Source organism: Streptomyces sp. NBC_00102 (genome assembly GCF_026343115.1).
In the GTDB taxonomy this organism is placed as follows: Bacteria; Actinomycetota; Actinomycetes; order Streptomycetales; family Streptomycetaceae; genus Streptomyces.
The window spans coordinates 5,981,318-6,004,852 of record NZ_JAPEMC010000001.1 but is presented as its reverse complement, the minus strand read 5'-3'; the positions used below and the strand labels follow the sequence as shown (position 1 = coordinate 6,004,852).

Here is a 23,535-nt window from a genome sequence, read left to right as displayed (position 1 = left end):
CGACCAGCTCACGTCCCGCTCGCGGATTCGGCGGGCGCCGGTTCGACCGAGGCCGGTGCCGTCTCCCCGGCCGGGCGCTCGGCCGCCGTGCCGGACGCGGAGGGCGCCAGGCCCTCCAGCGGCTCGGGCCGTACCCGTGGCATGACGGGGCCACTCATGGTGAGGGGCCGGGACGGAAGGTGGACGTCCTCGAACGGCGGGGTCCCGCCTCCGGTGTGCGCGTCGGCGTCGGCGTCCGCGTGGGTTTCGCTCACGCCGACCCCCTCCGCACCGGCGTCCTCCCAGCCAGGGACGGTCACCGACTCGTCCCCGGACCGCACGGCGGAGAGTTCCGCACGCACCGCCTCGGGCTCGACCGTCATGCCGACCGCGCCCGCCGGGTTCAGGTAGAGCGCGTGCCGTTCGGGCAGGAGGTCCATGATGTCCCGTACCGTCATCAGCTCGTAGCCGAAGCGTCCGCCCATCTCCAGTTGCGGCGGCGAGGTGTAGAGCGGGACAACGGCCTGTCCGTCCGGTGCGGTCGCGGAGCACAGGGTGCCGTCGTACCGGATCAGTACGGCCACTTCCGCCGCCGCGACCAGGGTGCGCGGGATGTCCTCGGCGGGGCCGTAGCCGGTCGCGGCGAGCTGTACGGCCCGGTCGATCTCGTCCGTGGGGTCGGGCCAGCCCATGGCCTCGGGCGAGGGGCGGTAGGCGGGGTTCGGGTACCAGTCCTCGATCTCGCCGCCCGAGCCGGAGCGCCACTGGCCCACCAGCGCCCAGTCCGGCGGGTCACCCTCGGCCGACCAGGCGGGGTCCATGACACCGATCAGGTTGCCCGGGGCGAGCCGGGCCGCCTCCCGGATCTCGGGCGGCACCGGCGGCATCCCCTCCACGCCACCGCCCGCTCCATCACCCCCGGCGGCGCTGTCCACGCCGCCGTCACCGCCCTCTCCATCGCCTCCGGCGACGCTGTCCGCCGCACCTTCGGCCGCGTCGCCGGGCCGCTCCTCGCGTCGGCTGTCTTCGTCCTCAGCCATGGCTCCTCATCGGTCGTCACCGGTCCGTGGCCGTCACGGACACGTTCATCGGTGCCAACGTCCGCCCGGCGGCATCGGTTCAGTGGCGGGGGCGCGGGGCCGGGATCACCGGTCGGTAGACGTGGGTGTCCCCTTCTCCGGGACGGCTGACGATACGGACGATGCCCGCCGTCCCGTCACCGAGCCGCAGGCCCTCGGCGCCGTACCGGGCAAGGGCGATGGCCACGCCCAGCTCCCGCGCGGCGACGGCGGCAAGGGCCCACTCGATCTGCTCCGGGGTGCCGGTCCACAGCACGGACGGGTTCCGCAGCGCCAGACGGAACAGCGCAGCTTGGCTCAATCCCAGGCCACCGAGCGGGAGTTCACCGCCCATGAGCTGTGCTTGGGCCCACTGGCCCGGAGCGAGGACGACTCCGGCGTCCTCCAGGTCACCGAGCCTGAACCGTGTGTCGCCCCCGGGGCGGACCAGGGCACCGACGGGGAGGTCCTCGTCCGTCAGACGGTCGGTGAGCCACCGCTCGAAGGCGTCCGGGCCGGTGCCGCCGACGTGGTCGAGCGCGGCGGGCACGGAGCTCCGCACAGCCTCGGCCAGGCTCGCGACAAACCCGGCACCGCCCTCCCCGGCCCGCCCCAGGAGAACCGGCTCGCCGTCGAACAGTCCGGCGGAGTCCGCCGTACGAGCGAACACCGGCAGAGCCCGGAGCGGCACGGCGGCCGGTTCCGGTACAGCCGGTTCCGGTACGGCCGGAACGGGTGGGACCGGAGCCGATGCGTCCGGAGCCGATGCGTCCGGAGCCGATGGGACCGCGACCGGGCCGGTCCGGCGTCCCCCCTCGTCCGCAGCACCCGCGGCCCCGTCCGCGGCGGGACCCGCGTACGGCGGACCACCCGCGTTGCGCAGGCGTTCGTCGGGGTAGTCCGGCAGTTCCTCAAGGGTGTAGTCGACGCGTGCCCGGCCATCGACGACGTGCGGCCGGTGCGACACCAGGCGGAACACCCGAGGCTCGTAGAGGATTTCCTGCTCCTCGATCAGGTTGGAGAACGGGGAGATCTCACGGCCGGACGATTCCCGGACACGCGCGATCATCGGGTGCCGCTCGGCGCTCTCCGCCCGGGGGACTCCGGGGATGAAGCTCACCGCCGTCATCTCGTCCTCGCTGGTGCTCCGGAAGCGCGGCTGGGACATGCTGTCCTCGGTCAGCAGGACTCCCCGGGCGGGCGCGTCCACCGAGCCGGGCATCCAGTTGCCCCACGCCACCGAGTGCCCCATCGGCGGAAGGATGTCCAGCGCCTCGGCCAGCATGCTGACGTGCAGCTCCAGATCGTCCGTGACGCGTCGGGCGAGGGCCGGGACGACTTCCCGGAGGTCTCCGTCGGCCTCTCCCCTCAGCAGCTCCGTCACGCGGTCGAAGCTCCAGTACAGGCTGTTGCCCGCGTTGATGATCTGTACCGCGACATCGATTCCGATCTCGTCCTCGTCGGCGGTCCTCAGCGGGGCCAGCTGGCGCCAGATCATCTGGCGCATCATGAAGTCCCTGAAGCGAGCGCCGAACCGGCTGTTGTTCACGTATTGCCGGTAGAGAGCGGAATCGCCCTCCACGGTGTAGAGGAAGATCGCCGTCAGGTGACCGATACGCAACTGCCGGGCGGCTGCCGGGGCTTCGTCGTAGTCGGCGAGCCACTGCGCGATGGCCCGCTGCCGGACGCCGCCGCCCACGCGGATGTTGTCCCTGATCCCGACCAGGGAGGCGTGGATCGCGGCGGGCGTGGTGAAGGCGCAGGAGTAGTCGGCGTCCAGCCAGGGGCCCTCGGTGAGGGACTCGGTGCGGGTCTCGTACAGCGTCTGGTGCGGGGGCACGACGTCAGGCATCACCGTGAGGGATGTCCACCGGTGGAGCCGGGAGCCGTCCCGCAGGGAGGCACGTTCCTCCGGGTCGCCCAGGCCCAGCAGATGGGAGGCGCGCAGCACCTCCGGAAGCGAGTTGACGTCGTGATGGATGCTCCACGCCAGCACCGCCGGCCGCAGGGCGAGCAGTTGCTCGTCGCTCGCGCCCAGGGCCCGGTACGCCTGCAGCACCCACATCGCCGGACCGTCGACGGGACCGGCCACCCGCAGACCGGCCGTATCGTGCAGGTGCCCGCGCCGCTCCTGGAGGGGCGGCGCCGGCCGCGCGTAGGTGTGCGCGTCGGCGGAGAAGGCGGCGGGGTACAGCCGCCACAGCGGTACGGTGGCACGGCCCATCGCGAGATCGGCGAATACGTCGACCAGCTGGGTGGTGACGGCGGAGGCGGCGCCCGGCACCAGCGACCGGCTGGTGGCCCGGCGCAGGAGGTCTCCGGCGCGTTCCTGGCCGAGCAGGCGGACGTGGAAGCGGTGCAGGGTGTTCAGGGCGGCTCGCGCGGCACTCCGTGCCTCGGGGTCGGCGTTCAGCCGTTCGCCGAGGGTCAGTTCAAAGCTCAGGGAGTCCTCCCGCCACCGCGCGTCGCGGTAGAACGAGGCGAACCGGACCGCCCGGGCCGAGCCGGGCGGCTGCCAGCCCGGCACCGCCCACGGGTTGCCGTCTGCCGCGTCCGGGGACACCTGCTCCGTCCTCGGCGGGTAGGTCCACCCGCCGCCGTCCGAACCCGGTGTCGCCTTCACCCACATGGTGGGCCAGCCCGCGTCGTTCTCCAGGAGATGGATCTCGGTGGCGGGGTCGCCGAGCACCGCGCTGTCCCCGAGGGGATACAGCACTGGCAGGCCCGTCGCGTCGGCGACACGCCGCGCCAGCGCCGCCATCCCGGCCGCCGACCGCGGGGTTCCGTCCTGGCCGGTCAGCAGGGTGATGCTGCGGAATCCGCGCCCCGCCACGTCCGCGAGCACCTCCGCCAACCGGGTGCCGTCGTCGGCACCGCCGTCCAGCAGGACGCCGCCGCCCGGGACTCCGAGCGCGGCGAGGTAGAACGTCCCCGTGGCGCTGGTCTCCGGCATCGCCACCCACCGCGCGATCCGCTCGCCGCTGGGGCCGGTCCGCCACTCGACGTAGTGGGTCACCAGCGGCAGCCCCTCGTGGCTCCCCGCCCGCCAGGCCCTGCCGCGCGCCGAGAACACGTCCCGGCCCACCAGCGCGCCGTCCGGGCCCACGATGTCACTCACCGTGATCCGGCTCTCCGCGTCCCCGCCCGGCTGCACCGCGCCGCCGGCGAGGGTGGTCCGCCCGGCGCCGGCGGCGTTGTGCAGGGACCTGTCGGGGTACGGGAGCGGCACCTCGTCGGTGAGCTCGGAGACGCGCGGGCGCCCGCCCCGGGGGTCTCCTCCGCCCGCCGTGCCGTGCCGGACGCGCAACCACCCGGTGGGCCTTCCGAGGCCGTCCTCCAGGATGTGCATCGTGACCGGGTACTGGGGCGTCCTCGGGGTCACCGCGCCATGGCCCCGCCAGATGAACACGTCCGCCTCCACCTGGGTGGCGACGCGGGCCCCGAAGCGGACCAGTTCCTCCTCGGACATGGTGTCCGGGCGGGGCTGTTCGCCGGGTACGTAACAGCGCATCACCATGACGCTGGAGAAGCCCAGCAGCGCCTTCCGCTCCCTCAGCCGCTGTCCGGCACGGGTGCCGTCATCCACGCCCTGGTCGTCGAGTAGGCCGCCGCCCGGGGTGCCGTGGGCGGCGTAGAAGTAAGTGCCGGTGGCCGTGGTGGCGGGCAGCAGCCACCGCTCGTACGTCGCGGAATCGCCAGGCCCGCGCCGCCACCGGGCGTAGGTCTCCAGCGTTCCGAGCTCGCGGTAGGGCTCCTCGCGCAGCGCCCATTCCTCGTCGGTGAAGTAAGCGTGGCCGGTCTCGTTGCCCTCCTCGTCGCGGATCTCCCGGGCGACGACCCGGGCAGTGAAGACGAAGCCCTGCGGAGCGGGGACAGGCAGCGCGGTCGCGGCGCCAGGCTGCGGAGTCGCGGCGGCAGGCTGCGGCTGCGGCTGCGGCTGGGGGAGCGTGCGGGTTCCCCGGGGGTTGACCTCCCGGAGCGTCACATAGGTGTACGGGCCGAGGGCATCCGCGTGCGCCCTGGTGCCGATCACCTCGAACTCGGTCTCCGCCGGATAGCCCGCCGCCCCGGTGGTGGGGTCGGGCGCGTAGACCGACAGGTCGTGCGCAGAGGACCGCGCCACGGTGAAGACGGCGCGGCGCGGCAGGGCCGCCGCCGGGCGGATGGTGTCGCCACTCCCCGCCTCGGCCGCTGACGGGTCCACGTCCGCCGCCGGATGCACGGGCACCGCCGGGTCCACGGGCAGCATCGGCTCCCCCGGCCGGGACGGCTCGGGCCGCCGCTGGACGCCCTCCAGCCGCCGCCATGCCCGGTGAAACGGTGGGACGGTCAGCCGGTCGGGCTCCCGCCCGTCCCCCGCCGAGGTGTCCGGCAGCCATCCGGTCCACCACACCCGGTCGTGGATCTGCGGCTGCTGACGCAGCAGTCGGGTGGCGGCAGACGCGTACGGGGCCAGCGTGCCGTGCAGCGCCGCGACCCGCTCGTCGTCGAAATGCCGGTGCAGCAGGCCGGCGGCCGGGACCCGGGTCCCGGCCGGGCCGGGGACCGTGCCGCTCTCGTCGGCGCGGCCCACGGTGTCGGCGACGGCCGGATCGGTCAGCAGGACGCCGGGCAGGTCCCGCCGTCCGTCGGCCATCGCGTCGGTGACCAGATCGTGGATGCGTTCGCGCAAGGCCGCGACCGTGGGCGCGCCCAGCAGGTCCGCGTACCGTCCGGTCAGCCTGGACAGTTCCGCCATCTCGTGGGCGTCATGGCGCATCAAGGACGTGCCGCCGTGACGGAGCTGCCACGCGCGTACCGCTGTGGCCCTGGCCGCGTCGGTGTCGGCCGTCGCGGGCGCGCCGTCCGGGGCCGCGTCGGGCGCGGTGGGTGTGGCGGGCGACTCGGGGCTCAAGGTGATCTCGGCCAGCCCCAGGGCCAGGGACAGCGCGTCGTCGCGGGCGTCCACCTCACGGGCAGCACGAGCGAACAGGAGCTTCTGCGGGGGTTCGGGGAAGGGGTAGCTCTGCTGCGGGAACACCTTGCGGTGGGTCCAGTCGTAGAGTTCGGCTCCGCTGCCCAGCAGGACGCTCCGGGCCTCGCCACCGCCCGATGCGGTGCCGATCACGGCGCGCACGATCTCGTGCAGCGAGTGCTGTCCCTCGGACAGCAGCCAGCCGACCACGGCCCGGACCAGCTCGATGACCTCGTCGCCGGAGGCTTCCCCGTCGCTGATGTCCAGGAAGGCCTGCCGCACCTGCGCGGCGACATGTGCCGTGCCGCCCCGGACCAGGATGCCCCGCTCGCGCGGGGCGCGGACCTCGAACATCTGCTGCCGGGAGTCGGGAACACCCGGCAGATCCTGGACCAGCTCGGCGATCCGGCGCATCTGCGCGGCCAGGCCACCACGCGCCGCCGCGCGGTCCCGGGCCCGGTCATTGGAGTACCGGTCGGCGACCGCGGCGAGCAGGCCCCGCACACCCCCGCGGCCCTCCACGTACCGGACCAGGGCCTGCCCGGCCTCGCGTTCGAATCGGGCACTCGCCGCGGTCCACCGGTCGTCCAGCATCGCGGGGTGCGCGGCGTCCACCGGTGACCCGGGCGATGGGGTGCCGGACGTCCGGGACCGGCCACCGGTCCCGGACGCGGTCGCGGTCGCAGACCGCTCCTCCAGGACGACATGCTCGTGGACCAGCCCGGACACCGTGTCGTGGACGACACGCCGGGACACGACGGTGAGTTCCGGCTGCTCGGGGAAGACCGCGCCCGCCCCGTCCAGGGGCGCGAACGCGGCGATGCTCCGGGCAGAAGAACGGGACAACTCGTAGAGCACCGGCCGGGCGCCGGGCCGCCGGACGGCGGCCCGCTCGGCGAGAGCCCCGGCACGCGAGGTGGCGACCGGAACGAGGGCACCGGGGGCGACGGGTTCCTCGGCGCTGTCGGCCGTCCAGTACACGGGCTGGTCGAGAGCGGGCAGCAGGGAGAGAGCCTCGCGAGCCATGAACCGGTGCCGGGCGAGCTCCGGGCCCAGCTCACCGGCGAACAGCTCCGCCGCACGGGCGCCCGCCCGCTCGGCGAGGCGGGCGAGCAGAGTCTCGCGCCGGTGGTCGTCAGGGGCCAGCCGGTCGGCCCCCCGCATCAGGGCCCGCATCCGGTGGTCACGCGCCACCAGCAAGGGCAGACGCGCGACCCGGTCGGGCGCGGCGAACAGAGCGGTGACCCGCGCGGCCAGCTCCGCACCCGTCATCCGGCCGGCGATCAGAGCGTTGTCCGGCCCGCCGAGCAGGTGAAGAGTGGGCAGATGCGCGGCATTGAGGCCGGACCAGAGGTTCTGCCGGACCAGCGCGTCCCGCACCAGAGCCTGCCGCCGCAGCTGGTCGGCGGCACCGGGGACCGGCAGGATCTCCTGGTCCCCGGCCGTCGTGACGGCGCCCGGGAGGCCGGTCGCATACTCCAGGGCGGCAAGGTGAGCAGTCCCGCCGGTGATCCAGGGAGCCCTCATCCAGGACACCGCCCGCAGGTGGAGACGCTGATGGGGAAGGAGCAGCTCGGCGGTGGAGCCGGTAGCCAGGCCGGTCCAGGCCCATTGGTACAGGCCGGTGCCAGGGGTGGTCCGTGCCGGCGGCTCGCCGTCGGTGCGGATGCCCACGTCCTGGGTGGCGGCGAGCACCTCGGCGAGGGAGTGGCCGCCTCTGGCCGCGTCGAACGCCAGCACGGCCTTGCGCAGGCCGTACAGCACGGGATAGGTGACGCCGGGCAGTTCGGCGACGGCCTCGAACAGCCAGGAGATGTGCGGGGCCTCCCCCAGGCCGGGACGCCGTCCCGCCTGGACCATGCTGGCGTGCATCCGGGTGGAGTAGGCGCGCGGGCCGAGCGGCGACACGGACGAGTAGTCCCCGCGCACCCGGTTCAGTTCGGGCCTGGCGTTCCACAGCGCCGCGAGGGACCTCGTGTTCTCCTCGTCGGCCGTGGCGTACAGCAGGAGATCGAACAGTTCGCGAACGCCCAGGGGCGAGTCGTCGCCGGTGAGATCCCTCCTCGCCTGGGCGGCCTCCTGCGCACTGGGCCGCTCGACGAGTCCGAAGGTCATCAGCGCGTCGGGCTCGGACCAGTGTTCGCTCACGTGGTCCAGGACAGCACGGATCGCGTGGCGCACCGCGGCCAGGACGTCCGGGTCGTCCTCGAAGCTCCTGCCCAGGGCGCGTTCATACTCCAGACCGAGCACGAACCACTGAGGGTCGGTGAAGAAGGATTCCTCGGCGGTCGCGGCGACCGGGCCGCTGTCCGCGGCCGGGCCCGGGTCGCCGGGGGGCACCTCGGTAGCCTCGATGACCTCCATCTGATTGAGCTCGTCGTTGGTCCTGCTGACCATCCGGAACTGGGAGCCGGGGGTGTACAGGAACTCGGCCTCCGCCGGAAGGACGGAGAAGACCGATATGTCGCGCGCGGTCGACGCGCGGTCGACCCGCACCGTGGCGCTGTGTCTCAGGCCCACCTCGGTCTCGTCCAGGTCAGAGAAGTGCAGGGTCACACCGGGCGCGATGGACGTGCTGCGGAACGCGTTGGCGTGGACCGTGCCGGGGCCGAAGACCGGGTCGCTCTGCGGCCTGACCCCGAAGCGGCCCGGGGCTGTGGTTCCCCACCAGAGAGGGTGTGCCTTCTCCAAGGGAAGCGATTCGAGGGCCTCGGCGGCCATGTCGACGTGCAGTGCCACCTCGTCGCGGTAGCGCTCAAGGATCCGGTTCATCGAACGCTGGAACCGGAGCTGCGCCCCGGGGTCCAGGTCGGCCGGCCTCCGCGGAAGCACCGCGACCGCCTCGCGGAACGCCTCGCTGCCCCGCAGAGTCATCGGCACGCTGTCGAAGTCACCGTCCAGGGTGTACGCCTGCCAGACCCTGGAGAACAGTTTCGCGCGCTGCACACGGAGTCCGACCGTGTGGCCCAGGGCGGAGGTACGGGTGAAGCCGTTGAGGGACTTGTAGTCCGACCTGGTGTACACGTTCAGCGCGATCACATGGACCAGAGGCACACGCGAGAGCCGCAGCGCGTCCGCGACGCCATGGCGGGCGAGCCAATCCGTCATCCGTTTCCGCCGCGCCCTGGTCAGCCTGGAGGAATCGTAGGTCGGCGAAAAGGGATCCAGCTCGCCCGCCGACAGCGGTGCTTCCTCCGTCCGGGTGCCGTTGGCCATCCGCGTGGCGAACTCCCTTATTTCCGCCATGACCTCGCGGGGCATGGCGGCATCGTCCACTCGTTCGATAAAGCGGGTCATGTCGGTGTACAGCGTGTGCTGTGGCGGTTCCAGCGGCTCGATCGCGGGGTGGGGAAGGCCCCACACCTGGAACTGAGTGCTCTCCTTCTCGGCGACCCACAGGTACATGCGGGAGGCGTCGATGGCGAGCGGGGCGTCCCCGCCGACCTCGTTCCAAGCCTGGTAGACCTCATACATCGAGCCGCGGCCGGTGCGGACCGACCAGCCCAGCACGGCCCGGGTGAAGGAGCGCAGCTCCTCCGGCGTCGGGCCCAGCTCGGCGTAGGCCCGCAGCAGGTACCGGGCGACGCCGTCCGGTCCGGCCAGGTGCCGGAAGCCCCGGTCGTCGTGACGGACGGCAGACGCGGGGCGCTCCCGGAGCACTTCGGCGAGGTCGTCCTCGGGGCGGCGAAGCGAGGCCGCCGGAAGGTGCTCGCGCGCGGCGCGAAGGAACACTTCCATCAGCGGTTCCACGTCTCCAGGGTCCAGGAGCCGGTCGAGCCGGCTCCGGGCCTCCTCCGCCGAGAGCGGCGGTTTCTCCGGCGGGAGGAACGCGAGCGCCGCGTCCTGCGGGTTTTCCGCGACGGCCTCGATGCGTTTCAGCAGCGCACGGACCGCGTGCTGGGCGGCTTGCCGGGTGGAGGGCCAGCCGAGATGGCGATCGGCTGCGGCCCGCTCGAACCGGGCGGTGAGCAGCGCCCACCGGGGGTTGCGGTAGAAGCCGCGGAATCTGACGGCCGTGGCGGAGCCGGGGACCTGCCAGGAGGAGACCGCCCAGGGGTTGCCGGGCAAGGGGCTCTGAGGTTCGGGATCGGTGTCGGCCTCGTCCGGCAGCTCGAAGACCGCCGAGGCCCATGCTTGCACCGCCTCGGGGTCCTGGAGGTCGACCCTGTCGACGTCGGCCGGGTCGACGGCAGCGGAGTCGAGGTCGGCGGAGTTGGCGTCGACGAGGTCGGCGAGGTCGAAGTAGTAGTGGTCGAGCGCGGCCGAGGCGGGCTTGACCTCCTGCCAGGCCCGCACGACCTCTGCCAGGGTGTCCCGGCCGGTGCCGACGGCCCACGCGGTGACGGCCTGGAGGTAACTCGGCGCCCACTCCTTCCAGGGAGTGAGCACCCGGGAACCGAGCATCAGCATGCGCGCCGCCGGGCTCGTGGGCGCGCCGCCCGCCGGGCCCGTGCCGGTCGCGATGCCGAACAGGCGGGTGAACAGCGGCTCTCCGGCCAGGTCCGTGGTCAGCAGCCTGACGAATTCGTCGTCGCCGGCGATCGCCCAGACCGACTCCATCAGCACATCGAAACCGGCCCGCCGCGCCCCGGGCGACAGGAGCAACTGCACCCGGCCCGAGGCCGTCTCCTCGCCCGCCGCGCGCCATTCGGCGGGCAGCGCGTTCAGCGAGGACGTGGTGGCAGCCAGCCACGCGTCGCGCTGCCCTGCGAGCCGGGAACCGAGCCGGAGTTCCGCCAGAGCCTTCTTCAACCGCCGCTCGGCGTAGGCGCCGGTCGCGACGACGTCGGCGCGGCTGCTGAGTGTCTCCACCAGCTGCCCCTCCCAGGAGGGGGCCTGGGTGTCAGGACCGGTCGTGTCAGGACTGGCCGTGCCGGGACCCGCGGTCGGCGGCGCGGTGTTCGCCGTACCGCTGTTGACGTACCGCCGGTCCGGGTAGCCGACGTGCGCGTCGGACTCGGCGCCGCCCCCAAGGATGTCGTCCATGCCGGGGGTGGGATCGGTGTCGCCGGGGGCTTCGGGGCGGTCGGTTCCGTACGGCGAAGGGCGGTCCGTCTCGAACCCGGTGGCCAGCCCGTCCATGTCGGGCAGCGGGTGGATCTGCGGGGCGGAGGTGCCGTCGCCGGCCGGGGTGACGGCGACCTCGCTCTTCCATGGCCAGGCCGGACGAACGGGCGCGGTGGACGTGAGCGGCAGCGCGGTGGCCAAGGCGACCGCCCGGTCGACGACGGCCGGATTGGGGGCGGGGTCGGAAGCGGAACCGGGAGCAGGATCGGCGGGAGTGGGGCGCTGTCGCGCGAGATCGCGGATCGCGTCCACGGCCTCGGTCAGCTCTCGGTGCCGTGTACTCGCTTCGGCGAGCTGCGCGGTGTACGCCTGGGTCGCCCCCCGCGCGGCGAGCAAGTCGGCTTCGATGCCTTCCCGTTCCGACGCCAGCAGGGCGATACGCCCACTCAGTACGTCGGGCTGTGCATCCTCGGGCATCGGGGTCAGGAACCCGGGCGAATCCGGCTCGGGTGCGGCGGGCTGGGATGCGACGCCCTGCGTGGAGACCGTACGAGCCCTGTCCGCGTCGTACAGACGCTCCAGCGCGGGCGCCACCCGGCCGTCGATCTCGTTCTGGAGCGCGGCGGCCCGGCGGAGTTCCTGATTCAGGCCCGCTTCGAGGAACGCGGCGTTCGACCGCCAGGCGGACGCGGCGGACCAGGCGTTTTCCAGGAGGCCGGGCAGCCGGAGGTCGAGCGCGACCAGCCGGTCGGTGCGCGCGGCGACTTCGGCCTGTACCACTCGCTCGAACGACGCCCCGGGCGCCCGGGGCGCGTGGTGGAGGCTGACGAAATCGGCCGGGGTAAGGCCGTACGCGTCCGCCTCGGCCCGTACCTCGGGCGACAGCGACCTGACCGCCTCCGCCACCTCGGCGGGGAGCGGGGCACGGTCCGCGGATCGCGGAGCAGGGCCGCCCACGGCACCGGCCACCCGCGGACCAGCCGGATCGTGGAGTCGGCCGCGCTGCCGGGGGGTGACCGGCGCCGGGCGGGTGGAGCCGCTCGCGCCGTCGGCGGACACGTCCCGGCCGCGCGCCGGGAGCGCGTCCCGGCCCACTGGCGCCCTGTTCGGTGTCCTCGGTCCGTACGGGGCGTGTACCCAGCCCGTGGCATCGCCCCGGCTGTCCTCCAGTACGTGCATCAGCACCGGCCACCCTGCCTCCGCCGGGGTCACCGCGCCGCGGCCCCGCCAGATGAACACGTCCACCTCGGCCGTCTCGGCGACGAGGGTGGCGAAGCGGATCAGTTCCTCCTCCGGCTTGGTGTCCGGCTGGGTCTCCTGACCGGGTTCGTAACAGCGCATCACCGTGACGCTGGAGAAGCCCAGCCGCGCCTTGCGCTCCCGCAGCCACAGCCCGGCGCGGGTGCCGTCGTCCGCCCCTCGGTCGTCGCGCAGGCCGCCGCCCGGGACGCCGTGGGCGGCGTAGAAGTACGTGCCCGTGGCCGTGGTGGCCGGCAGCGGCAGGCGCTCGTACTCCGGGGCGGCACCGGGCTCGCGCCGCCAGCGGACATGGTCCTCCAGCGTTCCCAGGCTGCGGTAGGGCTCCTCACGCAGCGCCCAGTCCTCGTCGGTGAAGTACGCGCGGCCGGTCTCGTTGCCCTGCTCGTCGTTGATCTGCCGGGCGACGACCCGGGCGGCGGGATCGGATGCCCAGGAAGTGGCCCCCGCCTCCCGGGCGGCCGAGCCGTCCGGAGCGGCGGAGGACCGCTGCGACACGGCGGTGGCCGCGTTGACCTGCCGCTGCGGCGGATACGGGAGCGGACGGGTGTTTCTGCGGTCGTGCTCCCGCAGCGTCACATACGCGTAGGGGCCGGTGGCGTCCTCGCGGATGCTGAGGCCGATCACGTCGAACTCGGTCTCCGCCGAGTAGATCGCGGCGCCGGAGGCGGGGTCCGGTGCGAAGACCGAGAGGTCGTGCGCCGAGGACCGTGCCACGGTGAAGACGGCGCGCCGCGCCGGGGCCGCCACCGCTCGGGTGGTGTCCCCGCGCTCCGCCGTGCGTGCCGTCCCGGGCGCCGACCGGTCCGCGGGCCGCGTCGGCTCCGCCGTGCGGGGCGGCGCGGAGATGCGCTCCATGCGCTCCGCCCGCCGCCACGCCCGGTGGAACGCCGGGACGATCAGGCGGCCGGGCTCGCCGCCGTCCGCCGCCGAGGTGTCCAGCAGCCAGCCGGTCCACCACACGCGGTCGTGGATCTGCGGCAACTGCCGCACCAAGTCGGCGGCGGCGGACGCGTACGGGGCCAGCGTGCCGTGCAGCTCGGTGGCGACGCGCCCGTCGTCGAAGTGCGCGCGCAGCAGGTGGACGGCCTGGACCACCCGGGTGCCGCGCGCGTCGGTGCGGCGCACGATGTCGGCGACGGCCGGATCGGTCAGCAGGACGCCGGGCAGGTCCAGCCGTCCGCCGGCCGACTCCTCGGTGAGCAAGGCCCGGATGCGGTCGCGCAGGGCCGGGACCGTGGGTGCGCCCAGCAGGTTCGCGTACCGTCCGGTCAGCCTGGACAGTTCCGCCATCTCGTGGGCGTCATGGCGCAGGCCCGGCGGGCCGCCGTAGCGGGCCACCCACACGCGCACGGCGTTGACCCTGGCGACGTCGGCGCCGGGCGTACCGTCCACATCGGACACCGGGGCGTCCGGACGGATCTCGGACAGCCGCCGGGCGAAGGACAGCGCGCTGTCCAGGGAGTCCACGCCTTGGGCGGCGCGGGTGAACAGCTCACGCTGCGGGGGTTCGGGGAAGGGGTAGCTCTGCTGCGGGAACACCTTGCGGTGGGTCCAGTCGTAGAGTTCGGCTCCGCTGCCCAGCAGGACGCTCCGGGCCTCGCCACCGCCCGATGCGGTGCCGATCACGGCGCGCACGATCTCGTGCAGCGAGTGCTGTCCCTCGGACAGCAGCCAGCCGACCACGGCCCGGATCACCTCGACGATCTGGTTGGGCGAGGCTTCCCCGTCGCTGATGTCCAGGAAGGCCTGCCGCACCTGCGCGGCGACATGTGCCGTGCCGCCCCGGACCAGGATGCCCCGCTCGCGCGGGGCGCGGACCTCGAACATCTGCTGCCGGGAGTCGGGAACACCCGGCAGATCCTGGACCAGCTCGGCGATCCGGCGCATCTGCGCGGCCAGGCCACCACGCGCCGCCGCGCGGTCCCGGGCCCGGTCATTGGAGTACCGGTCGGCGACCGCGGCGAGCAGGCCCCGCACACCCCCGCGGCCCTCCACGTACCGGACCAGGGCCTGCCCGGCCTCGCGTTCGAATCGGGCACTCGCCGCGGTCCACCGGTCGTCCAGCATCGCGGGGTGCGCGGCGTCCACCGGTGACCCGGGCGATGGGGTGCCGGACGTCCGGGACCGGCCACCGGTCCCGGACGCGGTCGCGGTCGCAGACCGCTCCTCCAGGACGACATGCTCGTGGACCAGCCCGGACACCGTGTCGTGGACGACACGCCGGGACACGACGGTGAGTTCCGGCTGCTCGGGGAAGACCGCGCCCGCCCCGTCCAGGGGCGCGAACGCGGCGATGCTCCGGGCAGAAGAACGGGACAACTCGTAGAGCACCGGCCGGGCGCCGGGCCGCCGGACGGCGGCCCGCTCGGCGAGAGCCCCGGCACGCGAGGTGGCGACCGGAACGAGGGCACCGGGGGCGACGGGTTCCTCGGCGCTGTCGGCCGTCCAGTACACGGGCTGGTCGAGAGCGGGCAGCAGGGAGAGAGCCTCGCGAGCCATGAACCGGTGCCGGGCGAGCTCCGGGCCCAGCTCACCGGCGAACAGCTCCGCCGCACGGGCGCCCGCCCGCTCGGCGAGGCGGGCGAGCAGAGTCTCGCGCCGGTGGTCGTCAGGGGCCAGCCGGTCGGCCCCCCGCATCAGGGCCCGCATCCGGTGGTCACGCGCCACCAGCAAGGGCAGACGCGCGACCCGGTCGGGCGCGGCGAACAGAGCGGTGACCCGCGCGGCCAGCTCCGCACCCGTCATCCGGCCGGCGATCAGAGCGTTGTCCGGCCCGCCGAGCAGGTGAAGAGTGGGCAGATGCGCGGCATTGAGGCCGGACCAGAGGTTCTGCCGGACCAGCGCGTCCCGCACCAGAGCCTGCCGCCGCAGCTGGTCGGCGGCACCGGGGACCGGCAGGATCTCCTGGTCCCCGGCCGTCGTGACGGCGCCCGGGAGGCCGGTCGCATACTCCAGGGCGGCAAGGTGAGCAGTCCCGCCGGTGATCCAGGGAGCCCTCATCCAGGACACCGCCCGCAGGTGGAGACGCTGATGGGGAAGGAGCAGCTCGGCGGTGGAGCCGGTAGCCAGGCCGGTCCAGGCCCAGCGGTGGAGGTCGATGCCCGAGACGGTACGCGCGGGCGGCTCACCGGGGGACTGCACGCCGGCGAACTGGGTGGCAGCCAGCACCTCGGTGAAGGAGTGGCCGCCTCTGGCCGCCTCGTACGCCAGCACGCCCTTCCGCAGGCCGTACAGCATGGTGTAACTGACGCCGGGCAGTTCGGCGACGGCCTCGAACAGCCAGGAGATGTGCGGGGCCTCCCCCAGGCCGGGACGCCGTCCCGCCTGGACCATGCTGGCGTGCATCCGGGTGGAGTAGGCGCGCGGGCCGAGCGGCGACACGGACGAGTAGTCCCCGCGCACCCGGTTCAGTTGGGGCCTTGTCTTCCACAGGGCCGCCAGTGACTTGGAGTTGTCCTTGTCGATGGTGGCGTACATCAGGCGGTGGGTGAGTTCACGCACGCCCAAGGGCGAGTCGTGGTCGAGGAGGTCCCTGGTGGCCGCGTCGGTATCCGCCCCGGTGGGCCGCTCGGCGAACCCGAAGCTGAGCAGCACGTCGGCCTCGGACAGGTGTGTCACCAGGTGGCGGTGGACGGCGCGGACGGCGCGGCGCACCGCGGCCAGGACGTCCGGGTCGTCCTCGAAGCGCCTGCCCAGGGCGCGTTCATACTCCAGACCGAGCACGAACCACTGGGGGTCGGCCAAGAAGAGATCGGCCTCAGACACGGCGGCGGGGGCGCGGCTCGCGCTCGGGCCGGGCGTGTCCGGTACCTCCTCGACCTCGATGACCTCTAGGCGGTAGGGAGCCTCGTCGGTCCTGCGGAGCACCCGGAACACCGCGCCGGGCGGGTAGAGGAACTCCGCCTCGTCGGGATACCTCGCGAAGATCGACACGTCTCGCGCGGCCCTCGCGGTGCGGATCCGCACCACGGTGCTGTGCTCGGGGGCGCTCGCCAGCTCCCTGGCGGGGAGCCCCACGTCGCTGGGGAGCGGCGGCTGCGCGAACTGAAGGGACGAGACGGGCTTCGCCGTGGTACTGCGGAACCTGTTGCCGTGGACCGTGTCGCGCCGGTAGACGGCCCCGTCCGTGACCCGTTCGGCGAACCGGCCGGGGGCGAAGGCACCCCACCAGAGGGTGCGCGGCTTCTCCGTGGGAAGCGATTCGAGGGCCTCGGCGGCCATGTCGACATGCAGTGCCAGCTCGTCGCGGTACGCGTCGACAACGCGGTCCAGCCTCCGCCGGAACGCCCGCCGCACCTCGTCGTCCGCCCGCGTACGGTCCTTCGGCAGTTCCGCGACCGCCTCACGGAACAGCGCGTTCTGCTGCAGGGTGTCCGGCAGATACGTGTAATCCGGGTCCTTCGTGTAGGCGTCCCAGACCTCCTTGAACACCCGCTCCTGCTGGATGTGGAGACCGACCGCGCGGCCCAGGGAGGCGGTGCGGACGAACCCGTTGATGGCCGCGAAGTCCGCCCTGGTGTAGAGATGCAGCGACAGCATGTGGGCCCAGGGTGTACGTGCCAGCAGCATCAGGTCGGCGACGCCGTGCCGGTCGAGCCACTGTTCCAGCCGCTGCCTGCGCCCGCCACTCCCGGTGAGCGGCATCATGTCCGACCAGCGGCGGAGATCCGGGCGGCGGGGATAGGCCCTCGCGTACTCGGCGGCGAAGGCGGGCAGATCCTGGACCAGTTCGGTGGCGAAGTCCTTGTTCGCCTCGACCATCGGGCGTGTCATGTCTACGTAGAGCGTCTGCTGCGGCGCCACCAGCGGCTTGATCGCCGGGTCTGGCAGTCCCCACGTCTGGAACTGGACGCTCTCCTTCTCCGCGGCCCAGCGGTACATGCGGGAGGCGTCGATGCCGATGGGCGCCTCGCCGCCGACGCCGTTCCACGCCTGGTAGACCTCGTACATCGAGTTGCCTCCGGTGCGCACCGTCCAGGCCGCGACGGCCCGCATGAAGGACCGCACGCCGTCCCGGCGGGGGTCGAGCACGTGGTACGCGCGCAGCAGGTGGCGGGCCGGGCCGTCGGGCCCGGCCAGGTGACGGAAGCCGCGGGCGTCGTAGCGCTCACCGGTAAGGGGAGTGGCGCCCCCGGCCGGCGAGCCGTCCGGGACTCCGGAGTCCGGGAGGCCGGTGTCCGCGAGCGACGGCGCCGGAAGGTGAGTACGCGCGGCCCGCTGGAACGCCTTCATCAGCGCCGCCAGGTCGCCTTCGGCCAGGAGGACGTCGAGGCGGCGGCGGGCCTGCTCGGCCCGTTGTTCCGGGGTCTGCTCACGGGCGGCCGGCGGAAGGTCCCGCCTGCTGAAGAACGCCTCCGCAGGGCTGCGCCGCAGGCCCTCAAGGGTCTGGAGGTGGTCCCGCAGCAGCCGGACCGCGGCACGGGCGGCCTCCCGGGTGGACGGCCACGCGTGGTAGCGGTCGGCGGCCTCGCGCTCGAAGCGGGTGCTCAGCTCCCGCCAGCGCGGGTCACGGTAGTAGGCGGCGAATCTGACGGCCGCCGAGCCGCCGGGTGTCACCGCGGACGACACCGTCCAGGGGTTGGCGGGCCCGCTGATGAACCGCTGGCCGGCGTCGTGGGGCGGTGCCTGCTCCCCGAGGGGCACCTCGAAGGTCCGCGAGGCCCACGTGTGGAGCGCCTCGGGGTCGCGGACATCGACGTCGGCCGTCGTGTCGGCGGGCGGCCCGATCTCGTTCCACGCCTCGACGACACCGGCCAGCGTGTCCTGGCCGGTGGCCAAGGCCCAAGCGGTGACGGCGCCGAGGTAGCGCACCCCCCAGTCCGACCAGGGGGCGAGTACGTGTCTGCCGAGCCTCAGCATCCGGTACGCGGGCCGGGGGCCCTGTCCGGACGGCCGTCCCGTCTTGATCACACTCCTCATCAGGCGGGAGAACCTGGCCGAGGTGACCGACTCCCCCGCCAGCCGGTCCAGCAGTTCGTCGTTGCGGGCGACCTCCCAGACCAGATCCATCGACACGTCGAATCCGGCCTTCCTCGCCTCGGGCGAGAGGAGCGAGAGCACTCTGGCCGTGGTCGTCCCCCGCGCGGCCGCGGTCCATTCGTCGGGCAGCGCGGCGACGGCGGCGGCGTTGGCCTGGGTCCAGGCCGTCCGCTCCCGGGCGAGCCGGGAGCGCAGCGAGGCCGTTTCCAGCGCTTCCTTGAGCATGTACTCAGTGAGGGAGGCCACCGCGACCACCGTGCCGCGTGAGGAGAGCGACTGCGCGAGATGCCGCTCCCAGGGCGAGGGCGACGAGGCCGCAGCCCCGCGCCCGTCGCTGGTGTCCCGGGTGCCGCGCGCGGGGACGGCGCGGCTCGGGCCGCGGGTACCCGACGGGCCCGCGGTCGTCCCGGTGCCGCTCGCGTTGTCCTCCGTCGGTCCGGCATTGACGTAGGTGCGGTCCGGGTAGTGCGGCTGACCGCGGGTCACGGTGAGCTTTCCGGCGTCCCGGTCCGTGTGGTTCTCCACGCCGCCGTCGTCCGCGCGGTCCTCGGTACCGGTCACGCCGTCGTCCGCGCTGTCCTCGGTGACATCACCCAGGTCCTCCACGCGGTTCGCCCGGTCGCCGGGCATGGCCGTCTCGAATCCGGCGGCCAGCCCGTCCATGTCGGGCAGCAGATGGATGTCCGCGGCTGCGTCGTCGTCGGACGGTGTGACGGCGACCTCCGCCCAGGCGACGGATGTCGGGACACCGAGCACGGGCGCGACGAGCTCGGCGAGTTCCCGGGCCCGGGCCCGGGCTCGAGCCCTCGGCAGACCGTCCGGTCCGCAGGCCAGGACGACCACCGAACGGAACCCGCCCCGCGCCACCTCCACGGCCATGGCCCGGACAGCGGCATATCCGCGGTCCGTACGGGTCCCGCCGTCGTCGAGCGCGAGCTCCAGCCCGTCGGCACTGCCGTGCGACGCCCAGAAGAACCGGGGGCCGGGGCCGGGCAGGGGCACCCGGGAACCCACGGGCCGTCCGTCGGCTCCCAGCTGCCAGGACGTGAAGTGGCCCGTCCTGTTGAGCCCCGAGTAGACGGGCTGCCGAACAGCCCAGTCGGCAGGTTTGAAGGAGGCCATCCCGATCGGGGAGCCGCCCGCGTCGTGGATCGGGAGAAACGTCACCGGGGCGGGCACGGGGCCGATGGCCGGGCGGGGGTCGAGGCCGAGGCGGCCGGCCGTATGCAGCGCGTGCTCCTCGGGGAACCTGCCGTCGACGGCGACGTGACGGCGCAGTTCCTCCTCGGTGAGGGGTGCGATGTTCCAGTAACGGCCGTAGTTGTCCGCGTAGTCGAGCATCTCGACTCCGGGGTGGTTTTCCTCGAAGAGTCTGCTCGCCGCCATGATCTCGTGCAGGGAATGGTGCTGCGCCGGGACCATCGCTCCGATCAGCGCCAGTCGCACCATCCGCAGGTCAATGTCCACCCCCCACATCTCCCGCGCGGTCAGCGCGTGGTCCAGCACTCGGTAGGCCATCCCGGAGATTCCGGCGACGAGCAGTCCGCCGGTCTCCTCGGCGCGTTCCGCCACGCGGTTGTTCAGCCGGACATCGAAGTACACCCGCCCGCTGAGCCACTGCGGTGATCCGCCGGGTATCAGGGCCAGTTCGGCCTCGCTGAGCGGCGGCTGGAGCTCGGAGAGGTCCACGGGGGTGGCAAGAGGCGCGCGAAGGGCCGCCAGGGCCGCCTCGCGTTCGGCATCGGGCAGCCCGGCGAGCTGTTCCACCGCACGGCGGTAGGCGAGTATCTCGGCCGACGCGAGCCGGTACGCGCGTTCCGCGGCGATGGCCGGCGGGTCGGGAAAGGCCCCTTCCAGCAGATCGCTCATGAGGAATCCCCCCACGAACAACATGCCGACACGTTCACGGAGGTTGCCCGACTCGACGACCGCTTCGAGCCGCGCGCGGTCACGGCCCACGGCGCCGTCCACGGTGGCGTCGTCGGTTCCCAGCTCCTGCCAGCGGCCCAGCTCCACGGCACGCTCCCATACGGCCCGCAGCAGCACGCCAATGTTTTCGTTGGCCTCCTCGTGCCGGCCCAGGTAGCGAGCCAGACGTTGCTCGAACCGCTCGGACTCACGCAGGTAGGTGATGCGTGCCAGCATCCAGTCGGGCGCCGCGCGGTCGGCCGGGGGCTGTTCCACGGCGAGGGTGGCAGTGCGGTCCCCTGCGGCGGTCGCGCTGTTGAGGTACGGGGCCCACGCGGACCGCAGGGAGGCGCGATCCGCCGGGGGCGCGAAGGCGGACACCGTCTTCCACGGCCACGGCTTACGGGCCGCGCCGGTGGGCGCGAGCGGCTGGTCCGTGGCGGACAGCGGCCGGCCCGTGACCCGGGCGATCGTCCGCGCGACAGCGGCGGGACCGGGATCGGCCGTACCGCGGCGGCCCAGCTCGCGGATCTCGCCCACGGCCGCGGTCATGGTGTCCCGCCGTGAACTCGCCTCGGCCAGCTCGGCGGCGTGGACACGCGCTGCCCGGTGACTGGCGCTCAGGTCGCTTTCGAGCCGGGCGCGCTCGGACTCCAGCAGCGCGATGCGCCCGCTCAATACGTCCGATTCGGTCGCCCCGGGCGCGGGCGGGCCCGGTTGGCTCACGCCGGACCTTGGCTCGCCGGGAGCGGTGGTCCCGGTCGCGGTCCCGGTCGCGTCCGCGTCCGCGTCCGCGGACACGGTACGGATCTTGTCCATGCGGCGCAGCCGGTCCAGGGCCGGCCCGACCCGGTCGTCCACCTCGGCACGGAGAACTGCGGCGTGACGGAGTTCGCGGGCCAGGTCGCGGTCGAGCGACGCGGCCATCGTGCGCCACGTGGTCGCGGCGGACCAGGCGTCTTCCAGAAGCCCGGGCAGCCGGAAGTCGAGGGCGGCCAGCCGGCCGGTGCGCGCGGCGACATCGGCCGTGACCAGCTGCTCGAACGTCTCTCCAGCGGCCCGGGGCGCGTGGTGAAGGCTGACGAAATCGGCCGGGGTAAGGCCGTACGCCTCCGCCTCGGCCCGCACCTCGGGCAACAGCGACCTGACCGCCTCTGCCACCTCGGCGGGGAGCGGGGCGTGGTCGGCAGACCGCGGGGCGAGGGTGCGGTCGCCCGACTGTGGTGCGGGGGTGTGCGTGGGCGTGGCGTCCGGGGCGTTCGTAGGCGCATCGGTCCCGGACGCGTCGGTCCCGGGTGTGGTGGTGCCGGGTGTGGTGGTGCCGGGCGTGCGCTGGGCGGTCGGGGAGGCGGAGGTCTCGGAGTTGTCGGGTGCGGCGGAGGTGCCGGTGTCGTCGGGGGTGGCGGCGGTTGTGCCGATCGGCTTGGGGGTTCCGGAGGTGGTGCCGGTGTCGTCGGGGGTGGCGGCGGTTGTGCCGATCGGCTTGGGGGTTCCGGAGGTGGTGCCGGTGCTCTCCGGGGTCACCGGGGTCTTGGGGGTTCCGGAGGTGGTGCCGGTGCTCTCCGGGGTCACCGGGGTCTTGGGGGCGGTGAGGGTCTCGCTGGTGGGGGCGGTGCTGTTGCTCGTGCTCGTGCCGGTGCTGGTTCCCGTGTTCGTGCCCGTGGGCGCGTCGTCTTCGGGTGTGGTGCTGGTGTTGTTTTCGGTCGTAACGGAGTCGGGGCGCTTGGAGGTTTGATGGCCTTCGGAAGCAGCCGGGTTGAGGAGTGTGGAGGTGGATTTCCCTTCGGGGTTGATCGAGTTGGGCGGCGTGGAGTTCGGCTGCCCTTGGGAGGTCCCCGCGTTGGGCAGTGTGGGGTTCGACTTGTCGTCTGGGCTTACCGGGTTGGGCTGGGTGGTCGGCTCGGGTCGGGTGCTGGGGGGCGTGGGAGTCGGCGTGGGCGTGGGCGTGGGAGTCGGCGTGGGCGTGGGCGTGGGAGTCGGCGTGGGCGTGTGGGTGGGGGTGGGTGTGGTGGTGGCCGGGGTGGTGGTGGTCTGCGTGAGGTCGGGGCGGATGTAGGCGGGGTCGAGGGTGCCGATCGTGGTGATGGCGTCGGGGTCGAGGGGGTCGGGTGTCCTCGTGAGGGGCGTCGGGGTGAGGGGCGTCGGGGTGAGGGGTGTGGTGGTGGGAGGTGTGGTGGTGGAGTGGGGTCCGGTGAGGCTGAGGTCGGGCCCCGTGAGGTCGGGGCCCGTGAGGTTGGTGGTGGTGAGGATGGGGGTGGGGCTGGGGCTGAGGAGGTGGGTGGGGTGGGGGCTGGGGTTGGAAGTGGTGGGGTTGTGGGTGGGGTTGGTGGTGAGGTTGGGGGGTGTGGGGGTGGGTGTTCCGGTGGTGGTGAGGCCGGAGAGGTTGGGGCCGGTGCCGTCGGGGCCGGTCCAGGTCTGGGTGTTGAGGGGGGTGTTGAGGTTCTGGTACTTCCATCGGGCCAGGGCGGTGGCGCCTTCGATGAGGCCGCTGCCGAGGAGGCCGGTGGTCACGGCGCTGACGCCGGCGCCGAGCATGCTGCCGGTGTCGAATCTGAGTGTTCCGTGCCACAGGAGGTCGCTGAACATGACGCCGGTGGGTTCGCCGACGCCTTCGGCGACGCCGTCGGCGAGGCTCTTGACGACTTCGTTGGTGAACTTGCCGCCGGGGGTGTCCTTGGGCAGGTGGGTGAGGGGGTCGAGGAGTTTGCGGGTGACCTCGGTGGAGATGCTGGCGAAGTAGCCCACGGTGGCGCTCTCGGCGATGTCGCGCCAGTCGAACTTCTTCTGCCGCAGCTCGGTGGGGGCGGCGGTCATCATGGTGAGCTGGGAGAGGAACTCGATGAGTCCCTCTTCGATGGCTTCGTCGAGGCCGGGAACCATCCGGGAGTGGCTGGAGAGGAAGTGCATGATGGTCAGAAGCTGGAGGCGGGTGCGGGCCTTGACGGTGGCGGCCTGGAGGAAGGAGAGGCCGCCGGTGAAGTAGGCCATCGCGGACAGCGCGGCCAGGATCATGAGGCAGAACGCGAGCTCGTACTCCATGTTGATCTTGGCCTTGAGGATGATCTGCGCGTAGGTGCGCTGACCGTCGCCGACCTGCACGGAGAATTCGCCGACCATACGCAGCATGCCCCGGCCGGTGGGCCCGCCGGAGACCTTCTCGACCGCGCCCTTGTAGCTGTCGCCCGTGGTGCCGGGCAGTGCGCCCTTGACCTTGTCCACCGAGTCGTCCAGCTCGGTCGCGAGTGCCTCGATTCTGAGCGAGTACCGGTAGTACACCCCGGCCAGCTCGTTCGCCGCCCGGGCGTTCGCCTCGGGCGGGACGCTGCCGAGCAGGCCCCAGAACATCGCCAGCTCGAGCTCGGAGAACTCCAGGTAATCACGCGGCAGCAT

Annotated in this window: 2 protein-coding genes; both read right to left on the bottom strand. The window is 73.2% G+C overall.

What is annotated here, in order from left to right; all coding sequences use genetic code 11:
* Positions 1 to 8 precede the first annotated feature (8 nt).
* The gene (locus OHA55_RS26390; protein WP_266710143.1) at positions 9 to 1,019 is read right to left on the bottom strand and encodes a type VII secretion system-associated protein; all 1,011 of its coding nucleotides are present in this window, start codon (positions 1,017 to 1,019) and stop codon (positions 9 to 11) included.
* A gap of 79 nt (positions 1,020 to 1,098) precedes the next feature.
* Positions 1,099 to 23,535: a hypothetical protein gene (locus OHA55_RS26385; RefSeq protein WP_266710142.1), complete on the bottom strand. Its 22,437-nt coding sequence runs from the start codon at positions 23,533 to 23,535 to the stop codon at positions 1,099 to 1,101.

Excerpts from the sequence above, each read along its gene's own strand:
- OHA55_RS26390 (WP_266710143.1), bottom strand. The coding sequence starts at position 1,019 with ATGGCTGAGGACGAAGACAGCCGACGCGAGGAGCGGCCCGGCGACGCG.
- OHA55_RS26385 (WP_266710142.1), bottom strand. The coding sequence starts at position 23,535 with ATGCTGCCGCGTGATTACCTGGAGTTCTCCGAGCTCGAGCTGGCGATG.